The organism is Streptomyces sp. WZ-12, from assembly GCF_028898845.1.
Classification (GTDB): domain Bacteria; phylum Actinomycetota; class Actinomycetes; order Streptomycetales; family Streptomycetaceae; genus Streptomyces.
In genome coordinates, this window is the sequence record NZ_CP118574.1 from 4814906 (window position 1) to 4840517 (window position 25612).

Genomic DNA, 25612 nt, shown 5'->3' on the forward strand with positions numbered 1-25612 from the left:
GCGAGAAGGGCCGCCGGGATTCCCGGCCGGCAACGGCACCGGCGGACGGGTCCGGCCCGTGGCCGTCGTCGTCCCGGTGCGCCGGCGGCGGGACCGTGGCGCGTTCCGGCCCTCCGGGACGGGCCTTGGCGGTCCGTCCCGGAGGGCCGATGCGGAGAGGGCAGGATTCGAACCTGCGAGGACTTTCGCCCGAACCAGGTTGCCCCGGCACCCCGTTGGGCCGCTTCGGGTACCTCTCCTCTCGGCGAGCCGCGCACTGCTTGCCCGCTCGCCGGTGAACACGATTCTGCCGAGGCCCCCTGACATTTGACTGAGACGGTCCTGAGATGCCCGGATCACTGGCATCAACGGCCGGGACAGGAGTAAGAGGGAGTCGCGCAGCGCAGCGCCGACCCGCGGGCCGGCGCTGCACGGATCGGCCGCGACGAGGGAGAAGCCTGGTGCTGGAACCACCGATAGCCGCCAAGGGGGAGCGGGACGACCCCAGTTGTCTCGGTGCGGGCGAGGCGCGACGGCTGCTGACCGGAGTGCGCTGGCGCCGGATGGTGGTGCTCGGCGACGGCCGGGCGGGGCGGCGCCCGGAGCGGGTCGTCGGCTACGACGGGACGCCGTGGACCGCGCGGGTCGCGGGCGCGCTGCGGGAGGTGGCGCCCGGGGCGGCCTGTCTCGATCTGCTGGGCGGCCAGGCGCGGCAGGTTGCCGAGGTGCGCTCGCGGCAGGTGCCGGAGGCGTTGGCCTTCGGCGGCGACCTGGCGGTGGTCCATCTGACCGGACACGATCTGCTGCGGCCCGGTCTCGACGCCGGCGCCGTGCGGACGGAACTCGTCCGGATCATCGCCCCGTTGCGCGAGCGCGGCTACGACGTGCTGTGGGTGGACCCCTTCGACCTGGCGCACGCGCCCGCGGCGCGGGGGGCGGACACGGCGGCGGTGCGGGCCCGGCAGCGGGCCCGCACCAGGCAGTCGCGGACCCTCGCCCTGCGGCACGGGGCCCTGCACGTGGACCTCTCGGCCGGCCCTCCGGGGGCAGCGGCCGAGGTGTGGGGCAGCACCGGTACGGCACTGAACAGTCGGGGGCACGCGGTGACGGCGGCGGCGGTGGTGCGGGCGCTGGGTGACCGAACACGCCGCGAAACCAAGGCAGTTGACGCTAGAGAACCCGGCCCTCCCGGCCCTCCAGCGTCTGCTTGAGCCGGCCGAGGGTGGCGCGCATCCCGGCCCGGTTGGCGAGGTGGCGACGGTCGGGCCGGGTGCCGGTGAAGACCCTGCCGAGCAGCGCGGCGAGCGCGCCGCGCCGGCCGGTGCGCAGGTCCCGCCAGTGCTCGGTCACCCGGGCGCCGCCGGCCTCCGCGGCGAACCGGTAGCCCCACAGGGCCACCGGGAGCCCGAAGGTGCTCACCCGGAAGGCGAACGCCTCGCCCGGCACGGCGTCGGTCACCCGGCACGAGGTGAACCACACGAACGCGCCCTTGCGGTTGAGGCCGAGGAAACGGGCGCCGACGGCAACCGGGCCGGGCGGCACCCCGCGCACCGCCCGGCACTCCGGGCTCCACCGCCCCATCGACCGCACGTCGGCCACCGCGGCGTACACCTGCTCCGGAGCGGCCTCGATGAAGACGCTCTCCTCGATCTCCCAGCGACGTGTCACCGACAACTGTCGGCTCCCTCCTGGGGCGAAGCACACGCCGGCTCGGCTGCGCGGCGTCCGGTTCGGCCCGTCGTGGCGGTGTGGTGTCAGCGGACAGGATGGCGGAGGGGCGGGCGCGGGTCAGGCCCGGGTGAGCAGCAGCACCGCGTTCTGCCCGCCGAAGCCGAAGGAGTTGCTGACGACCACCTCGGCCGGCGTCCAGCGGCCCTCCTTGGCCACCACCTCCAGCTCGATCTCGGGGTCCAGGCTCTCCAGGTTGGCGGTCGGCGGGACGAAGGAGTCCTGCAGCGTGAGTGCGGACGCCGCCGCCTCGATCGCCCCGGCCGCGGAGAGCGAGTGCCCGGTCACCCCCTTGACGGAGGTGACCAGGGGCCGGTCCCCGAGGACCTGGCGGATCAGCCGGGCCTCGGTGGCGTCGTTGATCCGGGTCGCGGTGCCGTGCGCGTTGACGTGGTCCACCTCGCCCGGGCCGATGCCGGCGTCCCGGAGCGCGGCCCGCAGCGCGAGCGAGGCGCCCGTGCACTCCGGGTCCGGGGCGGTCGGGTGGTAGGCGTCGGCGGAGGCGCCGTAGCCGCTGACCATCGCCCGGATCCGGGCGCCGCGGGCCCGGGCGTCCCGGGCCCGCTCCAGGACCAGGACGGCGGCGCCCTCGGCGGCGACGAAGCCGTCCCGGTCGGCGTCGAAGGGACGCGAGGCGGCACGGATGTCGTCGCCGCGTCCGGAGAGCGCGCCCATCTGCTGGAACCCGGTGACCAGCGAGGGCGTCAGCGGGGCCTCCGCGCCCCCGGTGATCACCACGTCGCAGGCCCCGGACCGCAGCAGTTCACGGGCCGTCCCGATGGCGGTCGTGCCCGAGGCGCAGGCGGTCGCCGTCACCAGCGACGGGCCGCGCGCGCCGAACTCCAACGACACATAGCCCGCGGCCATGTTGGGCGAGAGCATGGGGATGAGCCGGGGGGAGACCCGGCGCGGCCCCCGCTCCAGCAGCCGCCGGTGCTGGGCCTCCCAGGTCTCGGCGCCGCCGATCCCGTTGCCGATCACCACGCCGACCCGGGTGCCGTCCCAGCTCTGCGGGTCCAGGCCCGCGTCGGCCACCGCCTCCATCGCGGCGGCCAGCAGCAGCAGGCTGGAGCGGTCGAACTGCCCGGCCCGGCGCCGGCCCACGACGGCGACCGGATCGAAGTCGGGGACCTGGCAGACGAACTCGGGGGCGATGCCGACGAGTTCGGGCACCCTGACGGCCTCCGTGCCGGCGCCCCGCCTGATGCCCTCCCAGGAAGCGGCGGTCCCCTTCCCGGCCGGGGTCATCATGCCGAGTCCGGTGACGGCCGCGTCGAACCGCCGGCGGCCCCCGCTCCGTTCCCCCGTCACGCCGGGTCCATCTTCTGCTCGATGCACTCGGCGGCCCGGGCCAACGTGGCGTCCGGGCCGACCTCCTCGTTGGTCAGCGCGACCCCGAACTCGTCCTCGACGGCGACGGTCAGCTCGACCAGCGCGAGCGAGTCCATCTCCAGACCCCCCAGCGTGTCGTCCGGGTTGAGCTCGCCCGGCTCCAACCCGAACCCCTCGGCGATCAGCTTGACCAGACGGTCGTAGACGTTGCTCATGACTGGCTCCGTAAGTTGTTGGGCGGCCCGTGCGGACCGTGGCGGGAGCGCGGGCGGCGGCGCGCGCGGTCAGTGGTGGGCGGGCACCCCGGCCGGCGTGCCGGAGGGCGAGGGCGCACCGGGCCGCTCGTAGCCTTCGCGGAAGGCGGCGTACGCCGGGTGCGCCTCGGGTTCGAAGCGCACGCCGAACGGCTTGAGGAAGTTGCCGAACAGGGCGCGGTCCCCGAAGAGGTGGATCGGAACGGTCAGCAGCGCCCACTCCGCGCCGAACAGCCAGATCCAGGCGAGGACCACCAGGCCCTGGGTGACCAGGCTGTGCATCACGTTGTAGAGGACGTAGTAGACCTTGGGGACCTGCTTGTCCGGGCTGCGGTGGTAGGCGAGGGCACCGGGCAGGTACCCGATCAGGTCGATGTAGACGAAGAGCCCGATCGCCGGCAGCCAGCGGACCTCGCCGAGGTGGGCGAAGAAGAAGGCGGCGGCCACCACCAGGCCGAGCCCGTACTCGGCACGGACCAGCCGCGAGGTGGTGGGCGTCTCGAAGAAGTTCTTGGCGTCCATCAGCCCAGCACCCTGGCGCTCGGCACGGGGGCGGTGGGCGCCGCGACGGCCCGGGCCACCGCGTCGTCACCGACCACCGACACCTTGTCCTCGAACAGGCCGAACACGACCCGGGTGATGGTCTCCTTGAAGACCCGCTGCGCCACCGGGTCCAGGATCCCGGCCAGGCTGGGGATGCCGAAGTCGAAGTCCGCGGAGAAGTCGACCAGGCTGTCCGGCCCGTCGGTCCCGATCCGCCAGGTGCCGGTGAACTCGGCGAAGTCGCCGTCGACCTGCTCGAAGGCGATGACCAGGCCGGCCCGGTCGAAGCGGTCGGACTCGGTCCAGCGCAGGATGCCGTTGCGGAAGTAGACCTCCCAGTCGCTGGTCTCCTCCTGTTCCGAGACCTGATGGACCGTCACGCTCCGGACCACATCGGTGAATTCCGGGTAGCGGGCGAAGTCGTGGATGCGCTCGAACACGGTCTCGGGGGCGATGCCCTCGATACGGAGCACTACGGATGCGTTACGCATGGTCTCGGCTGCCTCCTGCGGCGGATGGGTAGCGGGCCGCCTGCGCGCGGCACGCCCGGTCGAAGCCCTCGTAGAGGAAGTCCACATCGCTGCGGACCAGGACGGCGGGCGGCGTGAGGCGGAGCACGAAGTGGGAGTTGAGGGAGTGGTTGGCGATCACCCCGTTGGCGATCAGCTCGATCAGCAGGTCCCCGGCGGGGCCCGGCTCGGCGAACTCGATGCCGAGCATCAGCCCCCGGCCGCGCACCTCGCGCACGACGTCCCCGAAGTGCCCCACGGCGATCCGGCGCAGCTCCGGCAGCAGTTCGTCGCCGAGTTCGCGGGCCCGCGTGACGAGGTCGTCCTCCTGAATCGCCGCGAGCGCCCCGCGGGCGGCGGCCATCGCGAGCGGGGCGCCGGAGAAGGTGGAGGTGTGCAGGTACGGGTCGCGGTCGAAGACGGAGAACGCCTCGCGGGTCGCCAGCACCGCCGACACCGGCACGACGCCGCCGCTGAGCCCCTTGCCGACCAGCATGATGTCGGGGCTGACGCCCTCCCGGTCCGCGCCCCACCAGGTGCCGAGCCGCCCGAGGCCGGTCTGGACCTCGTCGAGCACCAGGAGCGCGCCGTGCCGGTCGCAGGCGTCCCGCACGGCACGCAGATAGCCGTCCGGGGGGATGACCACGCCGGCCTCGCCCTGCACCGGCTCGACGAAGACGCACGCCTCGCCGGGCGCCTCGGCGAGCACCGCCTCCATGGCCTCCGCGTCGCCGAACGGCACGTGCGTGGTCCCCGGCAGCAGCGGCTGGAACGGGGTGCGGAAGACGTCGTTGCCGGTGAGGCTGAGGGCGCCGGCCGTCTTGCCGTGGTAGCCGTTGACGGTGGCGACCAGGCGGTGGCGGCCCTTGGTGCGCGCCATCTTCAGCGCGGTCTCGGCCGCCTCGGCGCCGGAGCCCGCGAAGTGGACGCGCGAGAGCCCGGGCGGCGCGACGGCGGTCAGCGCCTCGGCGGCCAGCGCGGCCTGCGGCTCCAGGAACAGCCGGGTGGCGATCGGGTGGCGGTGCAACTGCTCGGTGACGTGCCGGATCACCGTGGGATGCCGGGCGCCGGCCAGGAAGACGCCGTAGCCACCGCAGTTGAGGAAGCGGTCCCCGTCGGCCGTGGTGACCCAGGCGCCCTGCGACTCCACTTCGACGTGGCCGCCGAACATCTCGCCGAGCGTGGCCCGGCCCTGGTTCATGTGCGCGCGGTACAGCCGACCGAGTTCCTCCCGGCCGGGCAGGGGACGGGTCCCGGTCCCCGTCGAGCGGGCCGGGGGCACCGGTGCGGTGTCGGTGCGGGGGGTGACGGTCATGGGGGTCTCCTCAGGCCAGCCGCAGCGGTGCGCCCGCCACGTGCTCCAGGTAGGGGCCGGTGAAGCTGGTGCGGGACGGCGGGTGGAAGCCGATGCCGTGGGAGGCGGCGGCCAGCACGGAGATGTCGGAGGACCCCATGAACGCCGTGCCGCCGAGCAGTTCCACGGCCTGGTCGCGGGCGTCGCCCAGGGCGTCCTGCGCGCCGTAGCGGGCGGCCAGCGCCTGGGCGAGGGCCCCGTTGCCGGTCTCGCCGTCCCGCACCCGGCGGGCCACGCCCTCCAGGAGCTGCGCCGCCGTCTCCAGGCGGATCAGCGCCCGCGCCCGGTCCGACTCGGTGCCCCGACGCCCGTCCACGGCCCGCTCGACCAGCGCGCTGACCATGCCCAAGTAGCAGCTGGAGATGAGCAGTTCGAACCAGATCAGGCCGACGGTCTGGAGGTCGTCCAGCTCACCGGGGTCCGCGGTGTTCGGCATCAGCAACTGCTCGTCCACGAAGACGTCGGTCAGTCGGACCTCGTCGCTCTCGGCGCCCGCCAGGGCCCGGCTCGCCCAGAAGGGGTGCACCGTCAACCCGTCCGTCTGCCGGGGGATCAGCAGCACGGCCATCTGCGAGCCGCCGTCGTCGGTGGGCAGGGCGGCGCTGGCGGTGAGCAGGTCCATGGAGTGGGCGAGGCTGCACGGCTTCTTGGCGCCGTCGATCAGATAGCCGCCCTCGGCCTTCCGGGCCGTCATGGTCGGGGACAGGATGCCCTGGCCGGGCCGCCCCTCGGCGAACCCGGAGGCGACCAACAGCCGTTGCTCCGCGACCCCTTCGAGCAGCGCCCACTCCATGCCGCTGCTGCGCACGCTGGCCGCCAGGCTGAACAGGGTGGCCACGGAGAAGTGGTGCATGGTGGTCGCCACGGCCAGGGACGGCGCGCGGGAGGCCAGCGCCCGGGTCACGGCCATCGCCTCCAACGGGTCGGCGCCGTACCCGCCGTACTCCTTGGGGATCACCAGCGCGGGTCCGCCGCACTCGCGGAAGTGGCGAAGGGCCGGGCTGCCCGGTGCCTCCAGCTCCGGCAGCGGAACGTCGGCGAGGCGGTCGAGCAGGCCGGGCAGGAAGGATTCACAAGCAGCACGTGCCGCTTCCAGTGGGCGCATGGTCTCTCTCTGCTCTGTCAGTTGTCTCGTCTGCCACCGCCGGTCGCCGGTGGTCCGTCGGGCGGTCCGCCGGCGACGCGGCCGATGGCGGTGTCAGGCGTCCGGCGTCCCCGCGGCCGCCGCGCGCATCGCGTGCCAGGCGCCGAACACGGCGTCCCGGGGGCGGATGCCGCCGCCGGAGACGCTCACGCCCTGGATGTGCGAGGTGCGCAGGATGGGGTAGTTGGCCTCGCCGTACACGCCGCCGGTCAGTCCGGTGCCGCCGTGCGTGGGCAGGCCCGGCAGGAAGCCGATGTGGGAGTCGTTGACCTTGAGCAGGCCGCCCTTGGTGATCCGGGTGACGAACTGGTCGACCACCTCCGGGTCACGGGCCCACACCGAGTTGCGCAGCCCGTAGGCGTTGCTGTTGACGAACTCCACGAACCGCTCCAGCAGGACGGCGTCGGGGGCCGGTTCGGCGGCGATCACCGGCAGCAGGGGGAAGAACGTCTCGTGCCGCACCGCCTGGATCTCGCGGGCCCCGGCCAGCCCCCGGACCAGGACCACCGTGGGCTCCAGGAAGATGCCGGTGGGGCTACGGGTGCCGTCGTCCTGCATCGCGTGGCCGCCGCAGACCAGTTCGGCGCCGCCGGCCAGGGCGTCGTCCAGGCAGGCGAAGAACTTCTCGTTGCGCAGCACGGGGGTGAGCAGCACGCCCTCCTCCCGGACCGAGCCGCCCCGGATGCCCGCGGCCTTCTCGGCCAGCAGCGCCACCAGCGGCTCCACGACGTCCGGGTGGACGACCACCTGGTTGGGGATCATGCACAACTGGCCGGAGCCGTAGAAGCTCTCGGTCAGCGCCTCGGCGGCGTACTCCAGGTCGGCGTCCTTCCAGACCACCACCGCGTCGTTGCCCGCGAGTTCGAGGATCGGCTTCTTGCCCGCCGCCACGCAGCGCTCCTGGAAGCGCACGCCGGCCTCGCTGCTGCCGAAGTACATGATGTCGTCGACGAGCGGACTGTCGAGCCAGGCCGAGAGCATCGGGGCCGGGTCCCCGCAGACCACGTTCAACGTGCCGCCGGGAGCGCCGAGTTCGGCGAGGACCGGGGCGACCACCTCGTGCAGCACGTACATCACCCCCAACGGGGCGCTGCGCGGGGCGCGGACCACCAGGGAGTTGCCGGCCATGAGGGAGGTGACGCCGAGCAGGGCGCTCGACAGCGGGGCGTTCTGCGGGGGGTTGAGGCAGACCACGCCGTCCGGCCGGCGGCGCACGGAGATCCGCCGGTCCCCGTGCCGGGTCTCGTGCAGCATCTGGCTGCGGTAGAAGGCGAGCGACTCCGGCGAGAAGCACTCCAGCGCCCCGGACACCTGCCAGCGGGCCAGCTCCAGCGGATGGCCCTCGCGCAGCAGGATCTCGATGGTGCGGTCGGCCTGCTCGGCCAGCCGCCGGTGCAGCAGGGCGCCGAACTGGTCCAGCCGCACGTCGAGCGGGAACGCGTTCCACTCGACGCTCGCGCGCGACGCCGCCTCGACGGCCTGCACCACGGTCTCGGAATCGGCCCGCGCCACCCGGCCGACGATGCTGTCCCCGGGGGCCTCCTCGGGGGTCAGCCGGCCGCTCTCCAGTTTCCGTTTCAGGGTCAGGCTTGAGAACGCGTCCTTCAGCAGCGCGTCCGAGTCGACCACGTACACCCACTGGTCGCTCGGCACGCTCTTGCCGTCGACCAGTGAGGTGTAGGTCAGCAGACCGCCGCCCGCCGCAGCGCCGGCGGCGTCCTCATCGTGCGACGCCCGGGGCGTCGTACGGGCACTGCTCACGCAGATCCTCCGCTCTCCCGCCCCCGACCGCTCAAGGTCGGGAAGAAATGTCCGAGGTCGGTGCCTCGGATCCGACTGTCACAGCACGGCCTGACAAACCGCGGAGACGGACCTGAGACAGACGTGTCAGGCCGATGAGAGCGGAATCCGCCACCATCGGCCGGGAGTTCGCCGCCGCTTTCCCGACGACAGGGGGATCCGATGACCACGGTCCACCAGAGGATCGACCGCGAGGGAGTGGTCACGGCCCTCCGGGAGCACGCCGACAACCCCAGCGCCTTCCTCGCGCTCAATGACGGCAACGCCTACTTCACCGACCCGTCGACGGACGGGGTGATCGCCTACCGCGAGGCCGGCCGCTATCTGATCCAGCTCGGGGGCGCCTTCGCCCCCGGGGCGGAGCGGGAGGGCCTGCTGAGGTCCTTCCTCGCCTTCGCCCGCGCCGCCCGGCGCAAGGTGGTCGCCGTCCAACTCCAGCGCGCCGACGCGGAGCTGTACGCCCGGTGCGGCTTCACCGTGAACCAGGTCGGTTCCTCGTACGCGTTGCGGTTGCCCGCTCACACGCTGCGCGGCAGCAAGTTCATGAAGCTGCGCAACAAGATCTCCAAGGCGAAGCGGAGCGGTCTGGAGGTGACCGAGGTGGAGCACGAGGAGGTCGCCGCGGAGCTCGCCGACATCGACCGCGAGTGGCTGCGCTCCAAGGGCCGCCACGTCAAGGAGATCGAGTTCCTGGTCGGCGAGCGCGGCGGCCCGGCGCAGCCGCACCGCCGGCTGCTGCTGGGACGCCTGGAGGGCACGGCGATCGGCTACATCTCCTACTCGCCGGCGTACGGTTCGCGGCCCGGCTGGTTGCACGACCTCAGCCGCCGGCGGGCGACCTCCCCGCCCGGGGTGATGGAGGCCATCAACCAGCACGCCATGGAGACCTTCCGGGGCGAGGGCGCCGAGTGGCTGCACTTCGGCTTCACCCCGTTCGTCGGCCTGTCGGCCGACCACGAGGTCACCGGCGCCAGCGGCCTGACCACGCGCTTCATGCGCCTGATGGCCGACCGCGGCGAGAAGGTCTACCCCTCGGCCAGCCAGCTCGCCTACAAGGAGAAATGGGGCCCCGACCTGGTGCTCCCCGAGTACCTCGCCTTCCACGGCCGCGCCAGCCTCGCCGCCATCTGGCAGTTGCTGCGCGTCACCAAGTCCGTCTGACCCACCGGCGCCGCGCGCACCCACAACCGGGGCCGCCCAACCAACGGCCGCGCCGGACAACCGAGTTGCCGCCCACCCCGGCACGCCGCGCCCGAAGCACCCCGAACAACAAGAAAGCCCAGCCGGGGAGTTGCATCCCTGAGCTGGGCTCTTGACCGTGGAGCGGGTGACGGGAATCGAACCCGCGCTCTGAGCTTGGGAAGTCTGGCGCGCCAGGCTTCGATTTGGCCCTTGAGCTCGGGTTATGTGGTTTCGGGCGACGCGTCGCGGGGGGTGTTCCGTACCTGCACTGACCGCTGTTCACCGTCCTCAAAGGCGCGGATGGGGCACGGGTCCCTCAGCTTGGCGTCTTGGAGCCTTGTGGTTGCGTCAGGGATGCCGATCTGAGGCACCGGATACCCCTGGCAGCATGCCCTTCAGGCGTGCGAAGGCTCCAGCTGTTTCATCCTCCTCGGCCTCCAGGTGCCGGATTCCTTTGTGGGTGAGGGTGACCATCGTGGGGGTGCCGTCCGGTTCCCAGACGACGGTGATTATGCCGTCGTCGGCCAGGTCCTGTTCCGGTACGTGGAGGCCGCGACGCAACTGCGCTCCGGCGATGCCGAGGAGACGGTTGCCTTCGACGGCTTCGTACAGGGCCCGGAGCACCTGGTCGCGGCAGGACTGGCGTTCGCACAGTGTGGCCATGACCGTGTCCTTTTCGTGTGGAGGGTTCGGGGTATGTGGGGTTCTCAGGTCTCGTCGGAGTGGGCGCCGATACCGACGGCGTCCCGCTGGCGGCCAGTCAGGAGCGGGCGGGGCTGTCGGGTGTGGCCGTGCGCACGGCCAGAGCACTCGTGGACCCCGAAGCGGGTCGGTCAGCGCACGCAGGCCCGCCCCGGAGCTGAGCGCGGGCCCATGGCGCGATTGGAGATCCCGAGTCCGGGTTGACAAGCGGGATATCGCGCCGGCCAGCGCAGCTTTCCTGGACGTCCTCGACCATCGGCGGGCTCGACAACTAGTTGGACACGCCGGCCGTATGACCTACCTCCCTGCGGGCTGGTGTCCGATGGCTGCGTGGGTTCAACAAATATCTAAGGGATGGCCCGAGACCGGGCCCCAGGGCTGAGGAGCTTGGGAGGAAGGCGCGCCCGCCGCTGCTCACCCAGACGGGCATTGATACTACAGCCGGATCGGGTATTAATCGATCAGAATCGATCCTTCTTCGTTAGCAATGGACCAAGTTAAGGCTATTTCATGCGCGCGACATGTTTTGTGGTGTCATTGCGTGTGAGTATGTACACATGAAAGATTTTCAGGCCGCCTCCGCCGATTTTCCGATTCCCCGCGTTGTCACTGTGACCCCGGACATGGCGAGGGAGTTGCTCAAGCGCAACGCGAACAATCGTCCACTGGACAAGTCGGTCGTGGCGCAGATGGCGGGGGAGATCCGCAGGGGGAGTTGGCAGGTAACTCATCAAGGGATTGCCCTGGACGGGTCGATCTCCTCAGGGAATGTTGTAGATGGGCAACATCGCCTGAATGCGATCGCCAAATCCGGCGTTGCGACTGAGGTGCTTATCTTTGAGAATGTACCTCCGGAAACATTCTCGGTCCTCGATACCGGAAAGCGCAGGAGTGGCGGCGATGTACTTGCGCTGCGTGGAGAAAGGGACACCACTCTGCTCGCCGCGACCATCAGGCACGTGCACCTGTTCCGAACGTCTCCGTCCGGGAGCTGGGTGGGACATAATTCTCGGGTTGCAAACAATGAGATTCTCGAAATTTTTCGACCCCAATCTTCGGAATTCCGTGAGGCTGTCAAGCAGGGAAGAGTGTTGGGCAAGGAGCTGGGCTTCATTCCTACTGCCGCGGCATGTGCGTACTTCCTGACAGTCGAATCGGCGCCAGTTGCGCAGGTGGATGAATGGCTGCGCGGACTCACGACTCAGGCCAACCTGGGGTCTGAAGACCCTCGACTGGCCTTGATTAAAGTCGTGAACATGCTCCGAGGCGGCGTGTCTCAGCGACGGCGAACTGATACACGTGGTCAAATCGGCCTCTACATCAAGGCGTGGAACGCATGGGTGGCTGGCAGGCCTGTTAAATCGCTGCGCTTGCAAAAGGGGGAGAAAATGCCTCGCCCCATCCAGATGCTCATCGCTGACTGACCGCGAACCGGGCTTCACATCCGCACCTCACTGGTGAGGTGCGGATGGCCGGGAGCGATGGCAGAGGTCCGGGTCACTGACCTGGACCAGACGGTGCCGTCAGCAGCCGGAGCCCAGCCGACTTGCGGCCGTGTTCCTCGGAAGCGAGCAGGACCACGACGCGGACGTTCGCGGCGCTCCCGAAGGACGGTCGGACGGCCTGCGGCTCTGGCGAAGTTGTCACCAGGGCTGACGAAGCGGTTCGCCAGCATCAACTTATCCAGGTCTACCGGGTGTGGCCGTAAGTGTCGCAGCCCGGTCAGGTAGTTCGTGATGTTGTTGTCTCGGCCGGTGATGTTCTCGTCGCCAAGGACGACGTTGCCCTTGACGTCCTGCTCCACCGTAGGTTCGTTCAGGGGCGGCGTTGGCGAGGACATAGCGAGCCCCCCAAGTTGTTGTCACGTCCTGCGACATTGATGTTGCCGAGGACGAGGTTCCCCGTCATCGTCTGGTGCGAGATCACCGGAGTCTCAGCAGCCCGTGCTTCCAATGCATCGATGAGTTCCTGCAGCGCTTCGGGCCGATCGTCACCAACGCAGGCGGCGAGAATCTCCCGCACCGGCACCTGCACGCCTCCGGCCATGGCAGCCCGCTGCTCAGGTTCGATGGCCGCCACCGCCTGCTCCAACGTGTCAAGCCGAGCCAGCGCTTCGGCTTCGCTGTCGGCTGCTTCACCCCTGAGATGTCGCCAAAGATCGACGACGCGCTGGCGCGCGTAACCGTAAAGGTCAGTCCCCATCGTTCCCGCTACGCCACCACTCGCTGCTTCCAGTAGCTCAACTGGCGTCGACACGGCAACCCGCTGTGTGTCAACCAGCTCGGCCCATAGCGTTTATGAGCCTGCTGGTCTCCGTTACTGAGGTTGAAGGTGTGGTGTCGTCAGTGCGAGGCCGGTGGCGGTGAGGCAGCCGTCGATGATGTCGCTGCGGTATTGGATCTGGCGGAGGCCGTGTCGGATTCGGCGGATGGGGTGGTCAAGGTCGGCGAAGGCGGTGTTGGCTGGTCCGGCGGAGGATGGACCAGATTCCTTCGACGGGGTTGAGGTCGGGTGTGTAGGGCGGCAGGTGGCAAGCGGTGATGCAGTCGTGGGCGTCGATGAACGCCCTCATCCGTCGGTCCTTGTGGACGTTCAAGTTGTCTCAGATGAGGACGATCGGGCCGCCGAGCTGCTGGTGGGTGGCGATGAGGTGGTCTCGGTAATCGGTCCAGGCGAAGCTCTTGCGGCCTCTGCTCTTGTGGTCGGTATGTCTTTTGGGCCGGTAGACCAGGCGGGAGCGTTCGCCGGGTTTGTAGCAGCACAGGGCTGCGATGGAGATGCGGCGCTGGGAACGGCCGCGGACCCGGATGACGGAAGTGGTCCCGCGTTTGCCCCAAGTGTGTGAGGCTGGCGGCGTCATGGAGAATCCGGCTTCGCCCTCGAAGACGATCCAGGCTCCAAGCGCCGCCGCGAGGGTTCCACGTGCGGCCACACGTCCTTCACCCAGCCGGTCACCGTCGCCACGTCACGTTCGACGGCACGACGAGCCAGAACCTGATGACTCCACCCGTGCCGTCGCAACATCTGCGAGATACCCGAAAGCGTCATCGACTTGTGGAAGCGTCGGCCGATCAAGGTCTTGATCCTGGCCAGCGTCCATCTCTGGTCAGGCCAGCCGTGAGCGGCCGGCCCCTTGGCCAACTCCTCCTCAAGCACGGCGAACAGCGCCTCGTTCAGCTTCGGCCGGGACGCCGGGCCACGGGAGCGAACCGCGTCCTGACCGGCCTCCCGCCAGACCCCGCGCCAGCGCTGAACCGACCGGACACTGACCCGTAACTCCTTCGCGATCTCGGTACTGCCCAGCCCCTCGGTGAACATACCGACCGCTTCCATCCGGACCCGCTCACGGAACGCTTGCCTCTCCGCGGTCAGCCCTCCACCCTGCGGATACCTCATACCTTCGGCATACCGCGACGATCACCAACCGTCAGCCCCTACGACAACCCGCCTTCAAGGTAAGTAGCTACGTAACTGTCGAGGGTGAGGCGGGTGGCCTGGGTGCCTGGCGGCCGTAGCCGACGAGGAGGGGGCCTGTTCCCAGCGCCAGTACGTTTCGACGAGGTCGGCGCGGTAGGGGCTGAGGGCGCAGGTGTCGGTCCCGAGTCACAGGATCGGGTCAGTGTGCGTGCTGATGACGGGCTCCTATGGTGAGTGCCGGGGTGTAGGCGTGCGTCGAGGGCGGTTCGGCGGCCGGGGTGCCGTTGTCAGTTGGCACCCAGGCGTGGAGTCGTACGGGGGTCTGGAGCGACGCCGTGGCACCAGGTAACCGACAGGCGTCGGGAGGCGAGGAGCAGCACGGCGGCGGCGGATTCCTCCAGGAAGGCGGTTCTCGCCGGTGAGTACCAACCGGCCCGGTGGACGGCGCGGACGGCCGCCTCCGCCTGATCGTGGGTGGCGGGCGGTGACAGGTTGACATGCCACTCGTCAGGGCGGTCGTGATGCGGTGCAGGGCGGTGCTCCGGGGGCCGAGCCGTTTGACGGTGAGGGCTGCGGTGAGTGCGGCAGCTGCGGTGGTGGTGCCGTGGCTGGGGGCGGGGTGGGCCGTGCCGGCGGCGTGTTCTGCGCTGCCCCAGCTTGGGGTTGCGGCCTTTGCGGGGATAGGCGCCAGCCACGGAGTGGGGACGGCAGGGGCGCGTAAGAGGCCGGCGGTGAGGAGTTGGGTGCTGAGGGCAGGTGGGAGGGAATCCAGCCGTCCGGTGGCTGCTGCGTCGTGCCAGTGCTTCGCCGTGTTGGGTAGGAGGCATTGGACTGTGCCGGCGCGGTAGTTGATGAGGACGAGCACGTGGCCAAAGTCCAGGGCGCGGACGTGATCGGGCGCGGTGGCGAAGCGGGGCGGGTCAGTCATGTGCGCTCCGGAGGGGTTCGGTCGTCCAGGCGGGTGCGGGGTCGCGGGCAACCAGGCTTCGGCGGCCAGGGCTTGTTCGAGGGTTGCCAGCGGTGTGGGGATACCAGCGGCGGCTTCGCGCAGGGCACGGTCGAGCGCGGTCGGGTTGATGAGGCCGAGGTTGGCCAGGTGTCCGTGGGTCAGGGCGCGGAGGTCGGGGAGGTTGGCGCGGAGGCCGGCGTCGAAGCTGCCCTTGGGGGTGCGGGCCGCTACGGCGGGCGGGAGTAGGCCGGCCATGGCACGGCTGAGCAGGGGTTTGTAGGCGTGGACCGGTGGGTGCTGGCCGATCGGTGTCCTCAGTACGGCGTCCATCACGGTCGGGTCGAGGAACGGGTTGTGCAGGTCGATGTCGCAGGCGGCGGCGAGTTGTGCGTCGGCGGCTGCTGTGCGGGCGACCTCGCGGATCTCGTCGACCAGGGACCGGACGGCGGCGTCGAGGCCCGGCAACGGGTCCGGTGTAGCGGCGGCTTGGAGTGCCGCCTGGGTTAGGAGGCGGCGGGCTGGTGGTTCGGCCCAGGTGGGGAAGGGCAGGAGGGGGAACCAGTGGACGCGGCCGTGATCGTGCGGTCGTGCGTGCCGACAGCCTGGGCGAGGTCGACCAGGGCTTGGCGGCGGTTGGTCCTGGCGGCTATGGCGGCGTCGTGCAGGAGGGTTGGAACCTGGGTGTGTCGGAGACGGGCCCAGCCGAACGCCTCTCCGGCTGCGCGCCTCCAGTGGCCTTGGCGTATCAAGTCAGCGAGATAGAGGGGCGGTTGAAAAAATGCTGTCGCCGCCGTCGCCAGTCAGGTGCGTACGGGTGTTGATTCCGACGTGCAGCCAGTCCAGCTGGGCGGTCAGACGGGGCTGCGTGAGGGCGGAGGGGGCAGGCTCGTCGGTGGCCGGTGTGGCGGTGATGCGGGTATACGGCAAGTGCTCTGCTGTGATCGGCAGCAGGTGGTGGACGGGGAGGTCGACGTACACCTTGGCCGTCAGTCGTGCGTAATGCAGGCCCGCGCCTGATGCGTTGCCTTCAGGGTGGACGGTGACGGCGTTGAGGCGGGGACCGCGTGCGCTGCCAGGACCGCGATGGGGGTCGAGTCCAGTCCTCCAGACAGGTCGCATGACAGGTCGGGGTCGTGTGCCGCTCGGAGTGCGACGGCGCCGGTCAGAGCGGAGCGCAGACGCTGCGACGGAACTACGGCGGAGTCGGGAGGGATGAGGGCCTGCCCGTCAATCTGCTGGCGTAACTGCTGAACCGGGCGCCGATGTTGATCTGACCAACGACGGGCCAACCATGCAGATCCACTTTCCATGCCGCAGGTCACGAACCTGCCCGATGCAAGGTCCGGCTGCATCGGGCAGGTGGCGGAGACGCAAGACGAGTTAGTCGACGCGGCCGTGGCCTTGGGTGACCGCTACACCAAGACATTTGGCGTTGCTCACGCCGCCCGCGTACCGCAAGCACGCGAGCGATGGTGGTCTGCTCGCCGCAGTCGACAGCGGTGAGGTGATCAGGTAAGCGTTGTTCGGTCTTCCGAAGCGGAGCCCGCACGTGCGGCTTGCGCACCTGTGCTTGGCCGAGGGACACCGTGGGAAAGGCGCAGCGCGGTTGCTGGTGTAGGAGATCCGGCGCCGGCATCGGGACCGGCTGGGAATCAAGGCCAAGTGCCGTCGTGACTACGGACTCAGCGACATGTGGACGAGCCTGGGTTTCGTTCCGCGCGGGGAGGTGCGTAGCCGCGGATGGGACGGGGAGACCCTGGATGGTTGGTGGCTGGACCATGGCCACTTGGACCTGTTCGCGGGCATGGAGAGCGAAGCGCTGTTGGTCGTGGCCGTGGACCGTGGTGTGTTCGCCGACCTGCGTGAGGGGGCGCCCACGGGTGAAGCGGCGGAGTCGCAGACACTTGAAGTTGGATGGCTGACAGTCCTCGTCGAAGTCGCTGCCACACCGCAACTGCTGTACGAGATCCGGGATATCGCCAACACAGCGGAGCGCAAACAGCAGCGGACTGCTTCGCAGTGGTTGCGTCACCTCACCCTGAACGCCGAGGCGGTGTGCGCACGGATCCGCGAGCTGATGCAGAGGGTCCGATCAGCGGCACCAGCCAACGGCGTGCCGAGCGATCCGGAGCTGCTGCGCGCCTTGCAATACGTGGCCGAGACCTCGTGCGCCGGCCTGCAGATGCTTGTGACCCGGGATTCGGTGTTGTTACAACTCACCGATGCGGCCTGGGATGTGGCCGGAGCCAAGGTCGTGACACCGTCGGTGTGACGCTGCACGTGGACGAGCTGCGGCAGACCCAGATGTACCGGCCGGCCGATCTCATGGGCACGGAATTCCGCGCCGGCGAGGTCGCCCCGGGGGCGGAGGCCGAACTCGTGGCGTTCTTCGACTAGTCGGGGGGAGGAAGGCGGCTCGGCGTTCGCCCAGCGGCTGGAAGCCTTGGCTGGTGACACGGTCGTATGGCACCGCGAATTGCTGCGCGCCGGCCAGGGGCGTCCTTCGCTGGGACACCACCGAAGGACGTGAACGATCTGGAACGCCCGATGCTGCTGTCCGCATACCCCCGCTTCGCCACCGCGATCCTGGCGGGCGCCAAGATGGTCGAGGTACGCCGCCAGCGCGTTGCCGCGCCACCCGGCACCACCGTGGTCCTCTACGCCACCGCCCCCATCATGGCCTTGGTGGGGCTGGCGCGCATCGCGGCTGTCAGCGTCGGCTCTCCCCGGGAGGTGTGGCGCGCCCACTGGCCCAAACCGGTATCAGAAGAAGGGAGTTCGACAAGTACACGAGCGACGCTGCTCAGGCCAGCGGGCTCACCCTTGAAGCGCCCCAGCCCTTCGAGGAGCCGGTGTCGCTCAGCGCCCTGCGAGCCGCCGGGGCCTTCCACTCGCCGCAGAGCTACCGCTACCTCACGGGTGAAGCCCTGAGGCGGGTGGTCGAAGCATCGCCGGCTGTGGGCGCGGTCCTGCGCGGAATCCTGGGAGAGCCCGTCCCGGCGTAAGTCAGGGCTTGCAGTCAGTGGCCGGGCTGACAGGGGGCGGCCCGGCCTTCGTCGTCGACCAAGCGCGGCGATGTCAGTGTGGTTTGCGCATGCACCGTTGCAGGCGACTCGATGGGCCGTGGCGCGCGCCAAAAAAATCATGCCTCGCGATTTGAGAAGACGGCCGATCAGGGAGGCCGGGAGGGGCTTGCGGGCCCCAACTCGGAGCGCTAACGGGTGACTTGTGGCACGCGAATGGCACGCCGCCGGAAAATGGTCCAGACAACGAACAAGGCCCAGGTCTCTGACCTGGGCCTTCGTTATGGAGCGGGTGACGGGAATCGAACCCGCGCTCTGAGCTTGGGAAGCTCATGTTCTACCATTAAACTACACCCGCGTAACACCGCCCCATGTTCTGAAGGCGGAGCGTCGCCGCACACTCTACCCCATCACCGCGCCGCGGTGCATTTGGCATGTCCAAGGGCCGTGTGGCGGGGCGGATTTCGGGGCGGTTCGGGGGGCGCCGCGGGGCGGGACGCGGGTGCGGGGGAAGGGAGTTGAGGCGTACGGTGGGGCACCGGAGTGCCGCCCGCGAGTCCATCCAGTTCATCCCCTAATGTGGCTTTTGTTGTCCAGGCAGTTGGGAGAGGGACTTGATGGAGCGCACCGTCGTACGTTGTGCCGAGGGGCACGTGTTCAGCACCGCTTCGTTCCCCATGCAGACCACCGACCGGCTCGGTCCGGGGCGGTTGCTGCGCTGCCCGCGCTGTGCTCGGTTGCGGCACGCGGTGCCGGTGGAGCACGCGAAGCGGTAGCGGCGGTCGCGAGGTCGCGGCGGAGGCCGACGGCGATCTCCGCGCGTGACGTCGACGTGAGACAGGAGAGGCCCGGTCCCCGGTGGGGGCCGGGCCCTCGTCGTGCAAAAGGGGTGTGCGCGGGCGCGTATCCTCGTCTGCGTGCTTCTCTCAGACAAGGACATCCGGGCCGAGATCGACGCAGGTCGGGTGCGCATCGACCCCTACGACGAGGGGATGGTGCAGCCGTCCAGCATCGACGTGCGGCTCGACCGCTTCTTCCGGGTGTTCGAGAATCACCGCTACCCGCACATCGACCCCGCCGTCGAGCAGCCCGACCTCACCCGAGAGGTCGTGCCGGAGGGCGACGAGGCGTTCATCCTGCACCCCGGTGAGTTCGTGCTGGCCTCGACGTACGAGGTCATCGGCCTGCCGGACGACATCGCCTCGCGGCTGGAGGGCAAGTCGAGCCTCGGGCGACTGGGGTTGCTGACGCACTCCACCGCCGGGTTCATCGACCCGGGGTTCAACGGGCACGTGACGCTGGAGCTGAGCAATGTCGCGACGCTGCCGATCAAGTTGTGGCCGGGCATGAAGATCGGGCAGCTCTGCATGTTCCGGCTGACCTCGCCGGCGGAGCACCCGTACGGCAGCGAGCGCTACGGCTCGCGCTATCAGGGGCAGCGCGGTCCGACCCCGTCCCGGTCGTTCAAGAATTTCCACCGTACGCAGGTGTGAGGCACCTCATGCAGGTGCGAGGCGGGGCCGGTGCGGGTCCCGGAGACGAAGAGAAGGTCTGGGAGAGTCGTGGGTGACGTGCGGGAGAACCTGACGTACGAGCGGTTCGGCGGAGCGATCCGGGAACTGGCGCAGACGATCGCGGATGACGGGTACGAGCCCGACATCGTGCTGTCGATCGCCCGGGGCGGGGTGTTCGTGGCCGGCGGGCTGGCGTACGCGCTGGACTGCAAGAACATCCACCTGGTGAACGTCGAGTTCTACACCGGGGTGGGCACCACCCTGGAGATGCCGGTGATGCTCGCGCCGGTGCCGAACGCGATCGACTTCTCGGACAAGAAGGTGCTGATCGCCGACGACGTCGCCGACACCGGCAAGACGCTGAAGCTGGTGCACGACTTCTGCCTGGGAACCGTCGCCGAGGTGCGCAGCGCGGTGATCTATGAGAAGCCGCACTCGCTGGTGAAGTGCGAGTACGTCTGGAAGCGCACCGACGACTGGATCAACTTCCCGTGGAGCGTCGAGCCGCCGGTGGTCCGGCGCGAGGGTCAGATCCTCGACGCCTGACGGCCGCCCCGTCGCCTTCCCACGAGCCCGCGTTCTTCCGCGGGCTCGTGGCGTTTGTGGCGCGCCTTTCGGCCAGTTCCGTCCCCGGTGTTCCGCCGGTCACTACCTCCGAGTAAAAACCGGCGGTAACAGCAGACCGGAGGGGAGGCCCATGGTGCGGGCGAGACGCGGGCGAGGGCGGCGGCTGCGGGCCGCCGTGGCGCTGTCGGCGGCGGTGTTGACTGCCGCGTTCACGGTGACGGCCGGCGGCGCGAGCGCCGTCGGGGTCCGGCCCACGACGGCGGGAGCCGGAACGGCGGCCGGCCGGGGGGCCGTTGCCCCCCTGGCGCCGGAACTGGAACGGATCCGGGCACAGCAGGCGACCAAGCTGTACGGCGACCCCGCGGTGCGGCCGCTCGCCGACCGGAAGACCTCGCTGATCTCGCTGGGCGACAGCGAGATCTCGGGCGAGGGCGTCGGGACGTACGAGCCGGGCACCGACGGGCCCACCAACTGGTGCCACCGGTCGCCGGACTCGGCGATCCACCGGACCGGGATCGCGGCGGACGTGACGTACAACGTCGCCTGCTCCGGGGCGTACACCGGCAACATCCGGATCGGCGGCAGCAAGCAGTACCCCGACGAGCTGGTGCAGAGCGACAGCCTGGCGATCGCGGCCCGCAACACCCGGCTGAAAATGGTGCTGTTGGTCGCCGGCGCCAACGACGACCTCCAGTTCGGCCCGGTGATGACGGACTGCGTCGAGCGCTGGTTCCTGTTGCAGGGGACCTGCGAGCCGAAGTACCAACCGGGGTGGCAGGCGCGCGTCGACGGCCTGGTGCCGAAGGTCGAGACGACCGTGCGGGACCTGCGCACGGTGATGCGCGGCGCCGGATACGCCGACGGCGACTACCGGTTCGTGGTGATGTCGTACCCGAGCCCGATCGGGCCGGACGTGGAGGACAACCCGCACTACCCCGGCAAGCTCCCGGGCGGCTGCACCGGCTACACCTCGGACGCCGGCTGGGGCCGCAACGCCGCCGTGCCGGCCTTCGAGCGCGGCGTCCGCAAGATCGCCCAGGACACCGGCGTCACCTACCTCGACTCCTCGCGGCTCTTCCACGGCCACGAGGTGTGCATGGCCAACACCTGGGCCCGCGGGCTGTACGTCAACATCGCCAACCCCTTCCCGCCGGACGCCAATTCGGTCCGCCAGTCGTTCCACCCCAACGCCCGCGGTCACGCCGCGTTCGCGTCCTGCCTGACCCAGCTCTACGCGGCGCCGCAGTTGCGCGAGGCGTCCTGCGCCGACCCCGCGGACACCGGGCAGCCCAAGCTGTACGCCGGCGCCTGGGACGACGCCTACCGGCCGCTGACGAACGCCGCGACCGGCGCGTGCGTGGACGCCACCGGCGGCCTGTCCCGCAACGGCACCGCGGTCGGCGGCTGGGACTGCAACGGCCAGCGCAACCAGGGCTGGTGGTACGACCCGGACCGCAAGTCGCTGCACGTGGAGCTGACCCAGGCCCGCTGCCTGGACGTCCCCGGCGCCCGCTACGAGGCCGGGGCCAACCTGATCCTGTGGAGCTGCTCCGGCGCGGCCAACCAGCAGTTCACCCGGGACGGCGGCACGCTCCGGCCGACCGCCGCGCCGACGCTCTGCCTGACGCTGGGCGCGGCCAAGGACCCGCTGCGGCTCCAGAAGTGCGACGGGTCGGCGGCGCAGCGCTTCGCGTGAACGCCTGCCGTTCGGTACGGCTGAGGGGCCCGTCCCGGGAGATGTCTCTCCCGGGACGGGCCCCTCAGCCATGGGCTCTTCCGTGGGCCGGATCGCGCCGCGCGCCCGTTACAGGGTGCCGAGCTTCACCAGGGCCAGCAGCGCGACCAGTTGGATCGCGGCGGCGCCCAGCGCCTTGGGCCACGGCAGGTCGTGCGACTTGCTGACCATGGACGTCATCAGATAGCCGGTGGCGAGCCAGGTGGCCCACCCCAGGACCTGCACCAGCGGGCTGTCGCCCCCCAGGAACATGGCGAAAAGCAGCCGCGGAACGTCCGGAATCGTCATGATCAACATGGCCAGGCCGACGGTCGGCTGCCAGGCGCCGTCGCCGCCGAGCTGGCGGGCCATGGTGTGGGTGACCGCGCTCAGGATCAGCCCACCGACGATGAACATCACCGCGGTGATCAGCACCCACGGGACGCTGTTGCTGAACGTGGCGTTGAGCACGTCCTCGCGGGCCTTGTCGAAGCCGAAGACCGCGAGCAGTCCGTAGAGGAACGTGACGATCAGCGCCGGGCCCCACAACGGGTGGTCCCGCATCTGCCAGAACGTGGGCGTGGGCCGCAGCACGATGCCGGACAGCAGCTCCTTCCACGGCAGCCGGGGGCCGGCCGGTGGCGCGGACGTCTGCCCGGCCCGGTAGGTGCCGCCCGCCGCGTACTGCTCGTCGCCGGGCCCGTAGCCGTCCCCGTACGTGCCGTAGCCGTCCGGCGCCTCGCCGACGCTGAACTGCTGGGTGTGGCCCGGGGCGTTGTTCTGGGCGTCGTACGGTGCGTAGCCGCCGCCGTCGCCGAAGTACTCGGGCTCGCCCTGCGGCCCCTGCCCCTGCGGGCGTCCCTGCTGGCCCGGGCCGCCGTACGGCTGCGGCGCCGGGGGCCACTGGCCCCGCGGGGGCGTGGGCGGGGGCTGCGGGGGCTGCTGCCCGTACGTCGCCGGCGGCCCGTACCCGGGCGGCCCCTGCGGCCCCGCCTGTTGTCCGTCTTGCGCGGGACGGGCGTCCCGTCCGCGACCCATCCTGAATCCAGCCACGCTCCCGAACGTACCTGGTCCGGCAGATCGGGTGGCCCGCGATGGAGCGGCGGTGGCCCATTGGGGCCGAGCTGTGACAGTTCGCTGCACTTGGCCGGCCCCACGATTCCGGCTTTCCGGCCGTGGGCCTGCGGCGGGCCGCGCCGCGCGTCGTCGGCTCTCCCGCCGTGCCGCCGAGCCGCTGCGCGGGGCGAAGCGGAGCCGCTGCGCGGGGCTGTCGGGTGCGGTGACGGGTGGGAGAACAGGTGAGTTGGGGCTGAGCTGACCGGTCTTCTTACGGTCACTGCTCAGCCTGGCGGCCCGAGTGCTCCGCGCCAGCGGGCCGGCGGTGGATGGGCGAAAAGGGAGACGGCCGGTCCCCTAGGGGACCGGCCGTCAAACGCCCCGGTGTCCGGGACGTCGAGAACTCACGTCGCGGGGGCCGGCTCCGGCGTGCCCGCCGTCTCCTCGTCGCCCGCCGGCGGATCCATCGGCGTCTTGACGGAGTCCAGCAGCAGTTGGGCGACGTCGACGACCTGGACGGATTCCCTGGCCTTGCCGTCGTTCTTCTTGCCGTTGACCGAGTCGGTCAGCATGACCAGGCAGAACGGGCAGGCGGTGGAGACGATGTCGGGGTTCAACGACAGGGCCTCATCAACGCGTTCGTCGTTGATGCGCTTGCCGATCCGCTCCTCCATCCACATCCGGGCGCCGCCGGCGCCGCAGCAGAAGCCGCGCTCCTTGTGGCGGTGCATCTCCTCGTTCCGCAGGCCCGGGACCTTGCCGATGATCTCGCGCGGCGGCGTGTAGATCTTGTTGTGGCGGCCCAGGTAGCACGGGTCGTGGTAGGTGATCAGGCCCTCGACCGGGGTGACCGGGATCAACTTGCCCTCGTCGACGAGGTGCTGGAGCAACTGCGTGTGGTGGATGACCTCGTAGTCGCCGCCGAGCTGCGGGTACTCGTTGCCGAGGGTGTTCAGGCAGTGCGGGCAGGTCGCGACGATCTTCTTCGACGACTTGGGCTTCTTCGTCGACTCGTCCTCGCCGTCCTCGCCGAAGGCCGTGTTCAGGGCCTCGACGTTCTGCTGGCCGAGCTGCTGGAAGAGGAACTCGTTGCCCATGCGGCGGGCGGAGTCACCGGTGCACGCCTCGTCGCCGCCCATGATCGCGAACTTCACGCCCGCGATGTGGAGGAGCTCGGCGAACGCCTTCGTGGTCTTCTTGGCGCGGTCCTCCAGGGCGCCGGCGCAGCCGACCCAGTAGAGGTAGTCGACCTCGGTGAGGTCCTCGATGTCCTTGCCGACGACCGGGATCTCGAAGTCGACCTCCTTGGTCCAGGCCAGCCGCTGCTTCTTGGCCAGACCCCAGGGGTTGCCCTTCTTCTCCAGGTTCTTGAGCATCGTGCCCGCCTCGGACGGGAACGAGGACTCGATCATGACCTGGTAGCGGCGCATGTCGACGATGTGGTCGACGTGCTCGATGTCCACCGGGCACTGCTCGACGCAGGCGCCGCAGGTGGTGCAGGACCACAGCACGTCCGGGTCGATGACCCCGTTCTCGGCGAGGGTGCCGATCAGCGGGCGCTCGGCCTCGGCGAGGGCGGCCGCGGGGACGTCCCTGAGCTGCTCCTCGGTCGCCTTCTCGGTGCCCTCCGCGTCCTTGCCGCCGCCGGCGAGCAGGTACGGGGCCTTGGCGTGCGCGTGGTCGCGCAGCGACATGATCAGCAGCTTGGGGGAGAGCGGCTTGCCGGTGTTCCACGCGGGGCACTGCGACTGGCAGCGGCCGCACTCGGTGCAGGTGGAGAAGTCCAGCAGACCCTTCCACGAGAAGTGCTCGATCTGTGAGACGCCGAACTGGTCGTCCTCGCCCGGGTCTTCGAAGTCGATCGGCTTGCCGGCCGAGACCATCGGCTGGAGCGCGCCGAGCGCCGTGCCGCCGTCCGCCTCGCGCTTGAACCAGATGTTGGGGAAGGCCAGGAAGCGGTGCCAGGCCACGCCCATGTCGGTCTTCAGGGCGACCGTGATCATCCAGATGAAGGAGGTCGCGATCTTCAGGCCGGCGAAGAAGTAGGTGAGGTTCTGCAGCGTGCCCAGGCTCAGCCCCTTGAACGCCGCGACCAGGGGGTACGTGACGAAGTACGCCGCCTCGTAGTGGTCGACGCCGTGCTGGGCGCCCTCCAGCGCGTGCAGCGACACGATGCAGATGCCGACGATGAGGATGACGGCCTCGACGAAGTACGCCTGGCCCGTATTGGAGCCGGCGAAGCGGGACTTGCGGCCCGCACCGCCCGGCCGGTTGAGCTGCCGGACGGCGATCAGGACGAGGATGCCCAGGGTCGTCAGGGTGCCCATGCCCTCGACCCACAGCTCCCAGGGGAGCCAGTTGCCGATCACCGGCAGGATCCAGTCGGCCTTGAAGAGCTGCCCGATGGCGTTGACGATCGTCAGCAGCAGGGACAGGAAGCCCACCGCCACGAACCAGTGGGCCACGCCGATGACGCCCCAGCGGTTCATCCGGGTGTGGCCGACGAACTCCTTGGCCAGGGTGACCGTGCGCTGCACGGGCTCGTCGGTGCGGGTGCCGGCGGGCACCGGCTGGCCGAGTCGGACCTGGCGGAAGATCTGCAGGATGGCACGGCCGAACAGCGCGACGCCGACCGCGATTAGGACCAGCGACACGATGATCGCGGCGAGTTGCATGGGAGGCTCCTCGAACCTGCGAGAGCGGGCGAAATCTGAAGGCGCTCCGCGTGATCGGAAGCGGCCGGGCCGCGGGATCCGAGCGGAACTACTAAGCGGTAACTTTTCGGGTCTGCGCTGAGGTTACCCAGTATTCCGGGCCCCATGAAGCCGCCCGGCCGGTGATCTGT

The 25612-nt window shown here is 70.0% G+C and carries 23 protein-coding genes, 2 tRNA genes and 2 pseudogenes; 8 read left to right on the top strand and 19 right to left on the bottom strand.

The annotated features are described in order from the left end of the window. Positions 1–152: 152 nt before the first annotated feature. Positions 153–239 (bottom strand) — tRNA-Cys (locus tag PV796_RS20790). Between the two features lie 201 nt (positions 240–440). Between PV796_RS20790 and PV796_RS20795 the strand changes: the two genes are divergently transcribed. Further along, complete coding sequence (locus PV796_RS20795) at positions 441–1190, top strand: hypothetical protein (RefSeq protein WP_274914814.1); 750 nt, start codon at positions 441–443, stop codon at positions 1188–1190. Here the strand turns inward: PV796_RS20795 and PV796_RS20800 are convergent. From PV796_RS20800 to PV796_RS20835, 8 genes are all read right to left on the bottom strand, one after another. Next, positions 1150–1647, bottom strand: coding sequence for an SRPBCC family protein (locus PV796_RS20800; protein ID WP_274919153.1), 498 nt, complete (start codon positions 1645–1647; stop codon positions 1150–1152). The two genes, PV796_RS20795 and PV796_RS20800, sit on opposite strands and share 41 nt — an antisense overlap. A gap of 120 nt (positions 1648–1767) precedes the next feature. Next, on the bottom strand, positions 1768–3018 hold the full coding sequence (locus PV796_RS20805) for a beta-ketoacyl-[acyl-carrier-protein] synthase family protein (protein WP_274914815.1): 1251 nt from the start codon (positions 3016–3018) through the stop codon (positions 1768–1770). Then, positions 3015–3254 carry an acyl carrier protein gene (locus tag PV796_RS20810; protein WP_274914816.1) on the bottom strand — a complete coding sequence of 80 codons (240 nt, stop codon included), beginning with the start codon at positions 3252–3254 and terminating at the stop codon, positions 3015–3017. The genes PV796_RS20805 and PV796_RS20810 overlap by 4 nt, the downstream gene beginning before the upstream one ends. 69 nt (positions 3255–3323) lie before the next feature. Continuing rightward, a complete protein-coding gene (locus PV796_RS20815; RefSeq protein ID WP_274914818.1) occupies positions 3324–3815 on the bottom strand; it encodes a hypothetical protein in 492 nt (163 codons plus the stop codon). After that, a complete protein-coding gene (locus PV796_RS20820) occupies positions 3815–4327 on the bottom strand; it encodes a type II toxin-antitoxin system RatA family toxin (RefSeq protein ID WP_274914819.1) in 513 nt (170 codons plus the stop codon). Before PV796_RS20820 ends, PV796_RS20815 begins: the two co-directional genes overlap by 1 nt. Continuing rightward, a complete protein-coding gene (locus tag PV796_RS20825; RefSeq protein WP_376568335.1) occupies positions 4320–5660 on the bottom strand; it encodes an aspartate aminotransferase family protein in 1341 nt (446 codons plus the stop codon). The genes PV796_RS20820 and PV796_RS20825 overlap by 8 nt, the downstream gene beginning before the upstream one ends. Positions 5661–5670: 10 nt before the next feature. Then, on the bottom strand, positions 5671–6804 hold the full coding sequence (locus tag PV796_RS20830; protein WP_274914820.1) for an acyl-CoA dehydrogenase family protein: 1134 nt from the start codon (positions 6802–6804) through the stop codon (positions 5671–5673). 93 nt (positions 6805–6897) lie between these two features. Further along, positions 6898–8604 carry an aldehyde dehydrogenase family protein gene (locus PV796_RS20835; protein ID WP_274914821.1) on the bottom strand — a complete coding sequence of 569 codons (1707 nt, stop codon included), beginning with the start codon at positions 8602–8604 and terminating at the stop codon, positions 6898–6900. A 201-nt stretch (positions 8605–8805) separates the two neighbouring features. Here PV796_RS20835 and PV796_RS20840 point away from each other — a divergent pair, with 201 nt between their 5' ends. Beyond that, the gene (locus tag PV796_RS20840) at positions 8806–9804 is read left to right on the top strand and encodes a bifunctional lysylphosphatidylglycerol flippase/synthetase MprF (RefSeq protein ID WP_274914822.1); all 999 of its coding nucleotides are present in this window, start codon (positions 8806–8808) and stop codon (positions 9802–9804) included. 369 nt (positions 9805–10173) lie between these two features. On the opposite strand, the gene PV796_RS20845 is transcribed toward PV796_RS20840, so the two are convergent. After that, the gene (locus PV796_RS20845) at positions 10174–10488 is read right to left on the bottom strand and encodes a hypothetical protein (protein ID WP_274914823.1); all 315 of its coding nucleotides are present in this window, start codon (positions 10486–10488) and stop codon (positions 10174–10176) included. A gap of 596 nt (positions 10489–11084) precedes the next feature. Between PV796_RS20845 and PV796_RS20850 the strand changes: the two genes are divergently transcribed. Beyond that, positions 11085–11951, top strand: a complete 867-nt coding sequence (locus tag PV796_RS20850; RefSeq protein ID WP_274914824.1) for a hypothetical protein — start codon at positions 11085–11087, stop codon at positions 11949–11951. A gap of 14 nt (positions 11952–11965) precedes the next feature. Here the strand turns inward: PV796_RS20850 and PV796_RS20855 are convergent, their stop codons facing one another. The 6 genes and pseudogenes from PV796_RS20855 to PV796_RS42405 all read right to left on the bottom strand — a co-directional run bounded on the left by PV796_RS20855 (position 11966) and on the right by PV796_RS42405 (position 16245). Beyond that, complete coding sequence (locus PV796_RS20855) at positions 11966–12331, bottom strand: hypothetical protein (RefSeq protein ID WP_274914825.1); 366 nt, start codon at positions 12329–12331, stop codon at positions 11966–11968. A gap of 11 nt (positions 12332–12342) precedes the next feature. Then, positions 12343–12729, bottom strand: coding sequence for a hypothetical protein (locus PV796_RS20860; RefSeq protein WP_274914826.1), 387 nt, complete (start codon positions 12727–12729; stop codon positions 12343–12345). Between the two features lie 114 nt (positions 12730–12843). After that, positions 12844–13923: pseudogene (locus PV796_RS42400) on the bottom strand (IS630 family transposase). A 308-nt stretch (positions 13924–14231) separates the two neighbouring features. After that, the gene (locus PV796_RS20875) at positions 14232–14771 is read right to left on the bottom strand and encodes a lasso peptide biosynthesis B2 protein (protein ID WP_274919155.1); all 540 of its coding nucleotides are present in this window, start codon (positions 14769–14771) and stop codon (positions 14232–14234) included. A 209-nt stretch (positions 14772–14980) separates the two neighbouring features. Further along, a pseudogene (locus PV796_RS20880) lies at positions 14981–15223 on the bottom strand (asparagine synthase-related protein); the annotation flags it as partial. A 656-nt stretch (positions 15224–15879) separates the two neighbouring features. After that, the gene (locus PV796_RS42405) at positions 15880–16245 is read right to left on the bottom strand and encodes an asparagine synthase-related protein (RefSeq protein WP_446750612.1); all 366 of its coding nucleotides are present in this window, start codon (positions 16243–16245) and stop codon (positions 15880–15882) included. A gap of 434 nt (positions 16246–16679) precedes the next feature. On the opposite strand from PV796_RS42405, the gene PV796_RS20885 reads away from it, so the two are divergent. Both PV796_RS20885 and PV796_RS20890 read left to right on the top strand, forming a co-directional pair. Continuing rightward, a complete protein-coding gene (locus PV796_RS20885) occupies positions 16680–17165 on the top strand; it encodes a hypothetical protein (RefSeq protein ID WP_274914828.1) in 486 nt (161 codons plus the stop codon). Next, a complete protein-coding gene (locus PV796_RS20890) occupies positions 17162–17290 on the top strand; it encodes a hypothetical protein (protein WP_274914830.1) in 129 nt (42 codons plus the stop codon). The genes PV796_RS20885 and PV796_RS20890 overlap by 4 nt, the downstream gene beginning before the upstream one ends. Positions 17291–18200: 910 nt before the next feature. Here PV796_RS20890 and PV796_RS20895 read toward each other — a convergent pair. Next, a tRNA-Gly gene (locus tag PV796_RS20895) sits at positions 18201–18274 on the bottom strand. 559 nt (positions 18275–18833) lie between these two features. Here PV796_RS20895 and dcd point away from each other — a divergent pair. From dcd to PV796_RS20910, 3 genes are all read left to right on the top strand, one after another. Further along, positions 18834–19409, top strand: coding sequence for a dCTP deaminase (gene dcd / locus PV796_RS20900; protein ID WP_274914832.1), 576 nt, complete (start codon positions 18834–18836; stop codon positions 19407–19409). A gap of 69 nt (positions 19410–19478) precedes the next feature. Further along, complete coding sequence (locus tag PV796_RS20905; RefSeq protein ID WP_274914834.1) at positions 19479–19976, top strand: phosphoribosyltransferase; 498 nt, start codon at positions 19479–19481, stop codon at positions 19974–19976. 151 nt (positions 19977–20127) lie between these two features. Beyond that, positions 20128–21693 carry a ricin-type beta-trefoil lectin domain protein gene (locus PV796_RS20910; protein ID WP_274914835.1) on the top strand — a complete coding sequence of 522 codons (1566 nt, stop codon included), beginning with the start codon at positions 20128–20130 and terminating at the stop codon, positions 21691–21693. A 108-nt stretch (positions 21694–21801) separates the two neighbouring features. Here the strand turns inward: PV796_RS20910 and PV796_RS20915 are convergent, their stop codons facing one another. Together PV796_RS20915 and PV796_RS20920 are read right to left on the bottom strand one after the other, a co-directional pair. After that, positions 21802–22749, bottom strand: coding sequence for a Yip1 family protein (locus tag PV796_RS20915; protein ID WP_274919157.1), 948 nt, complete (start codon positions 22747–22749; stop codon positions 21802–21804). Positions 22750–23171: 422 nt separating this feature from the next. Further along, positions 23172–25442: a (Fe-S)-binding protein gene (locus PV796_RS20920; protein WP_274914836.1), complete on the bottom strand. Its 2271-nt coding sequence runs from the start codon at positions 25440–25442 to the stop codon at positions 23172–23174. Between the last annotated feature and the right edge of the window lie 170 nt (positions 25443–25612).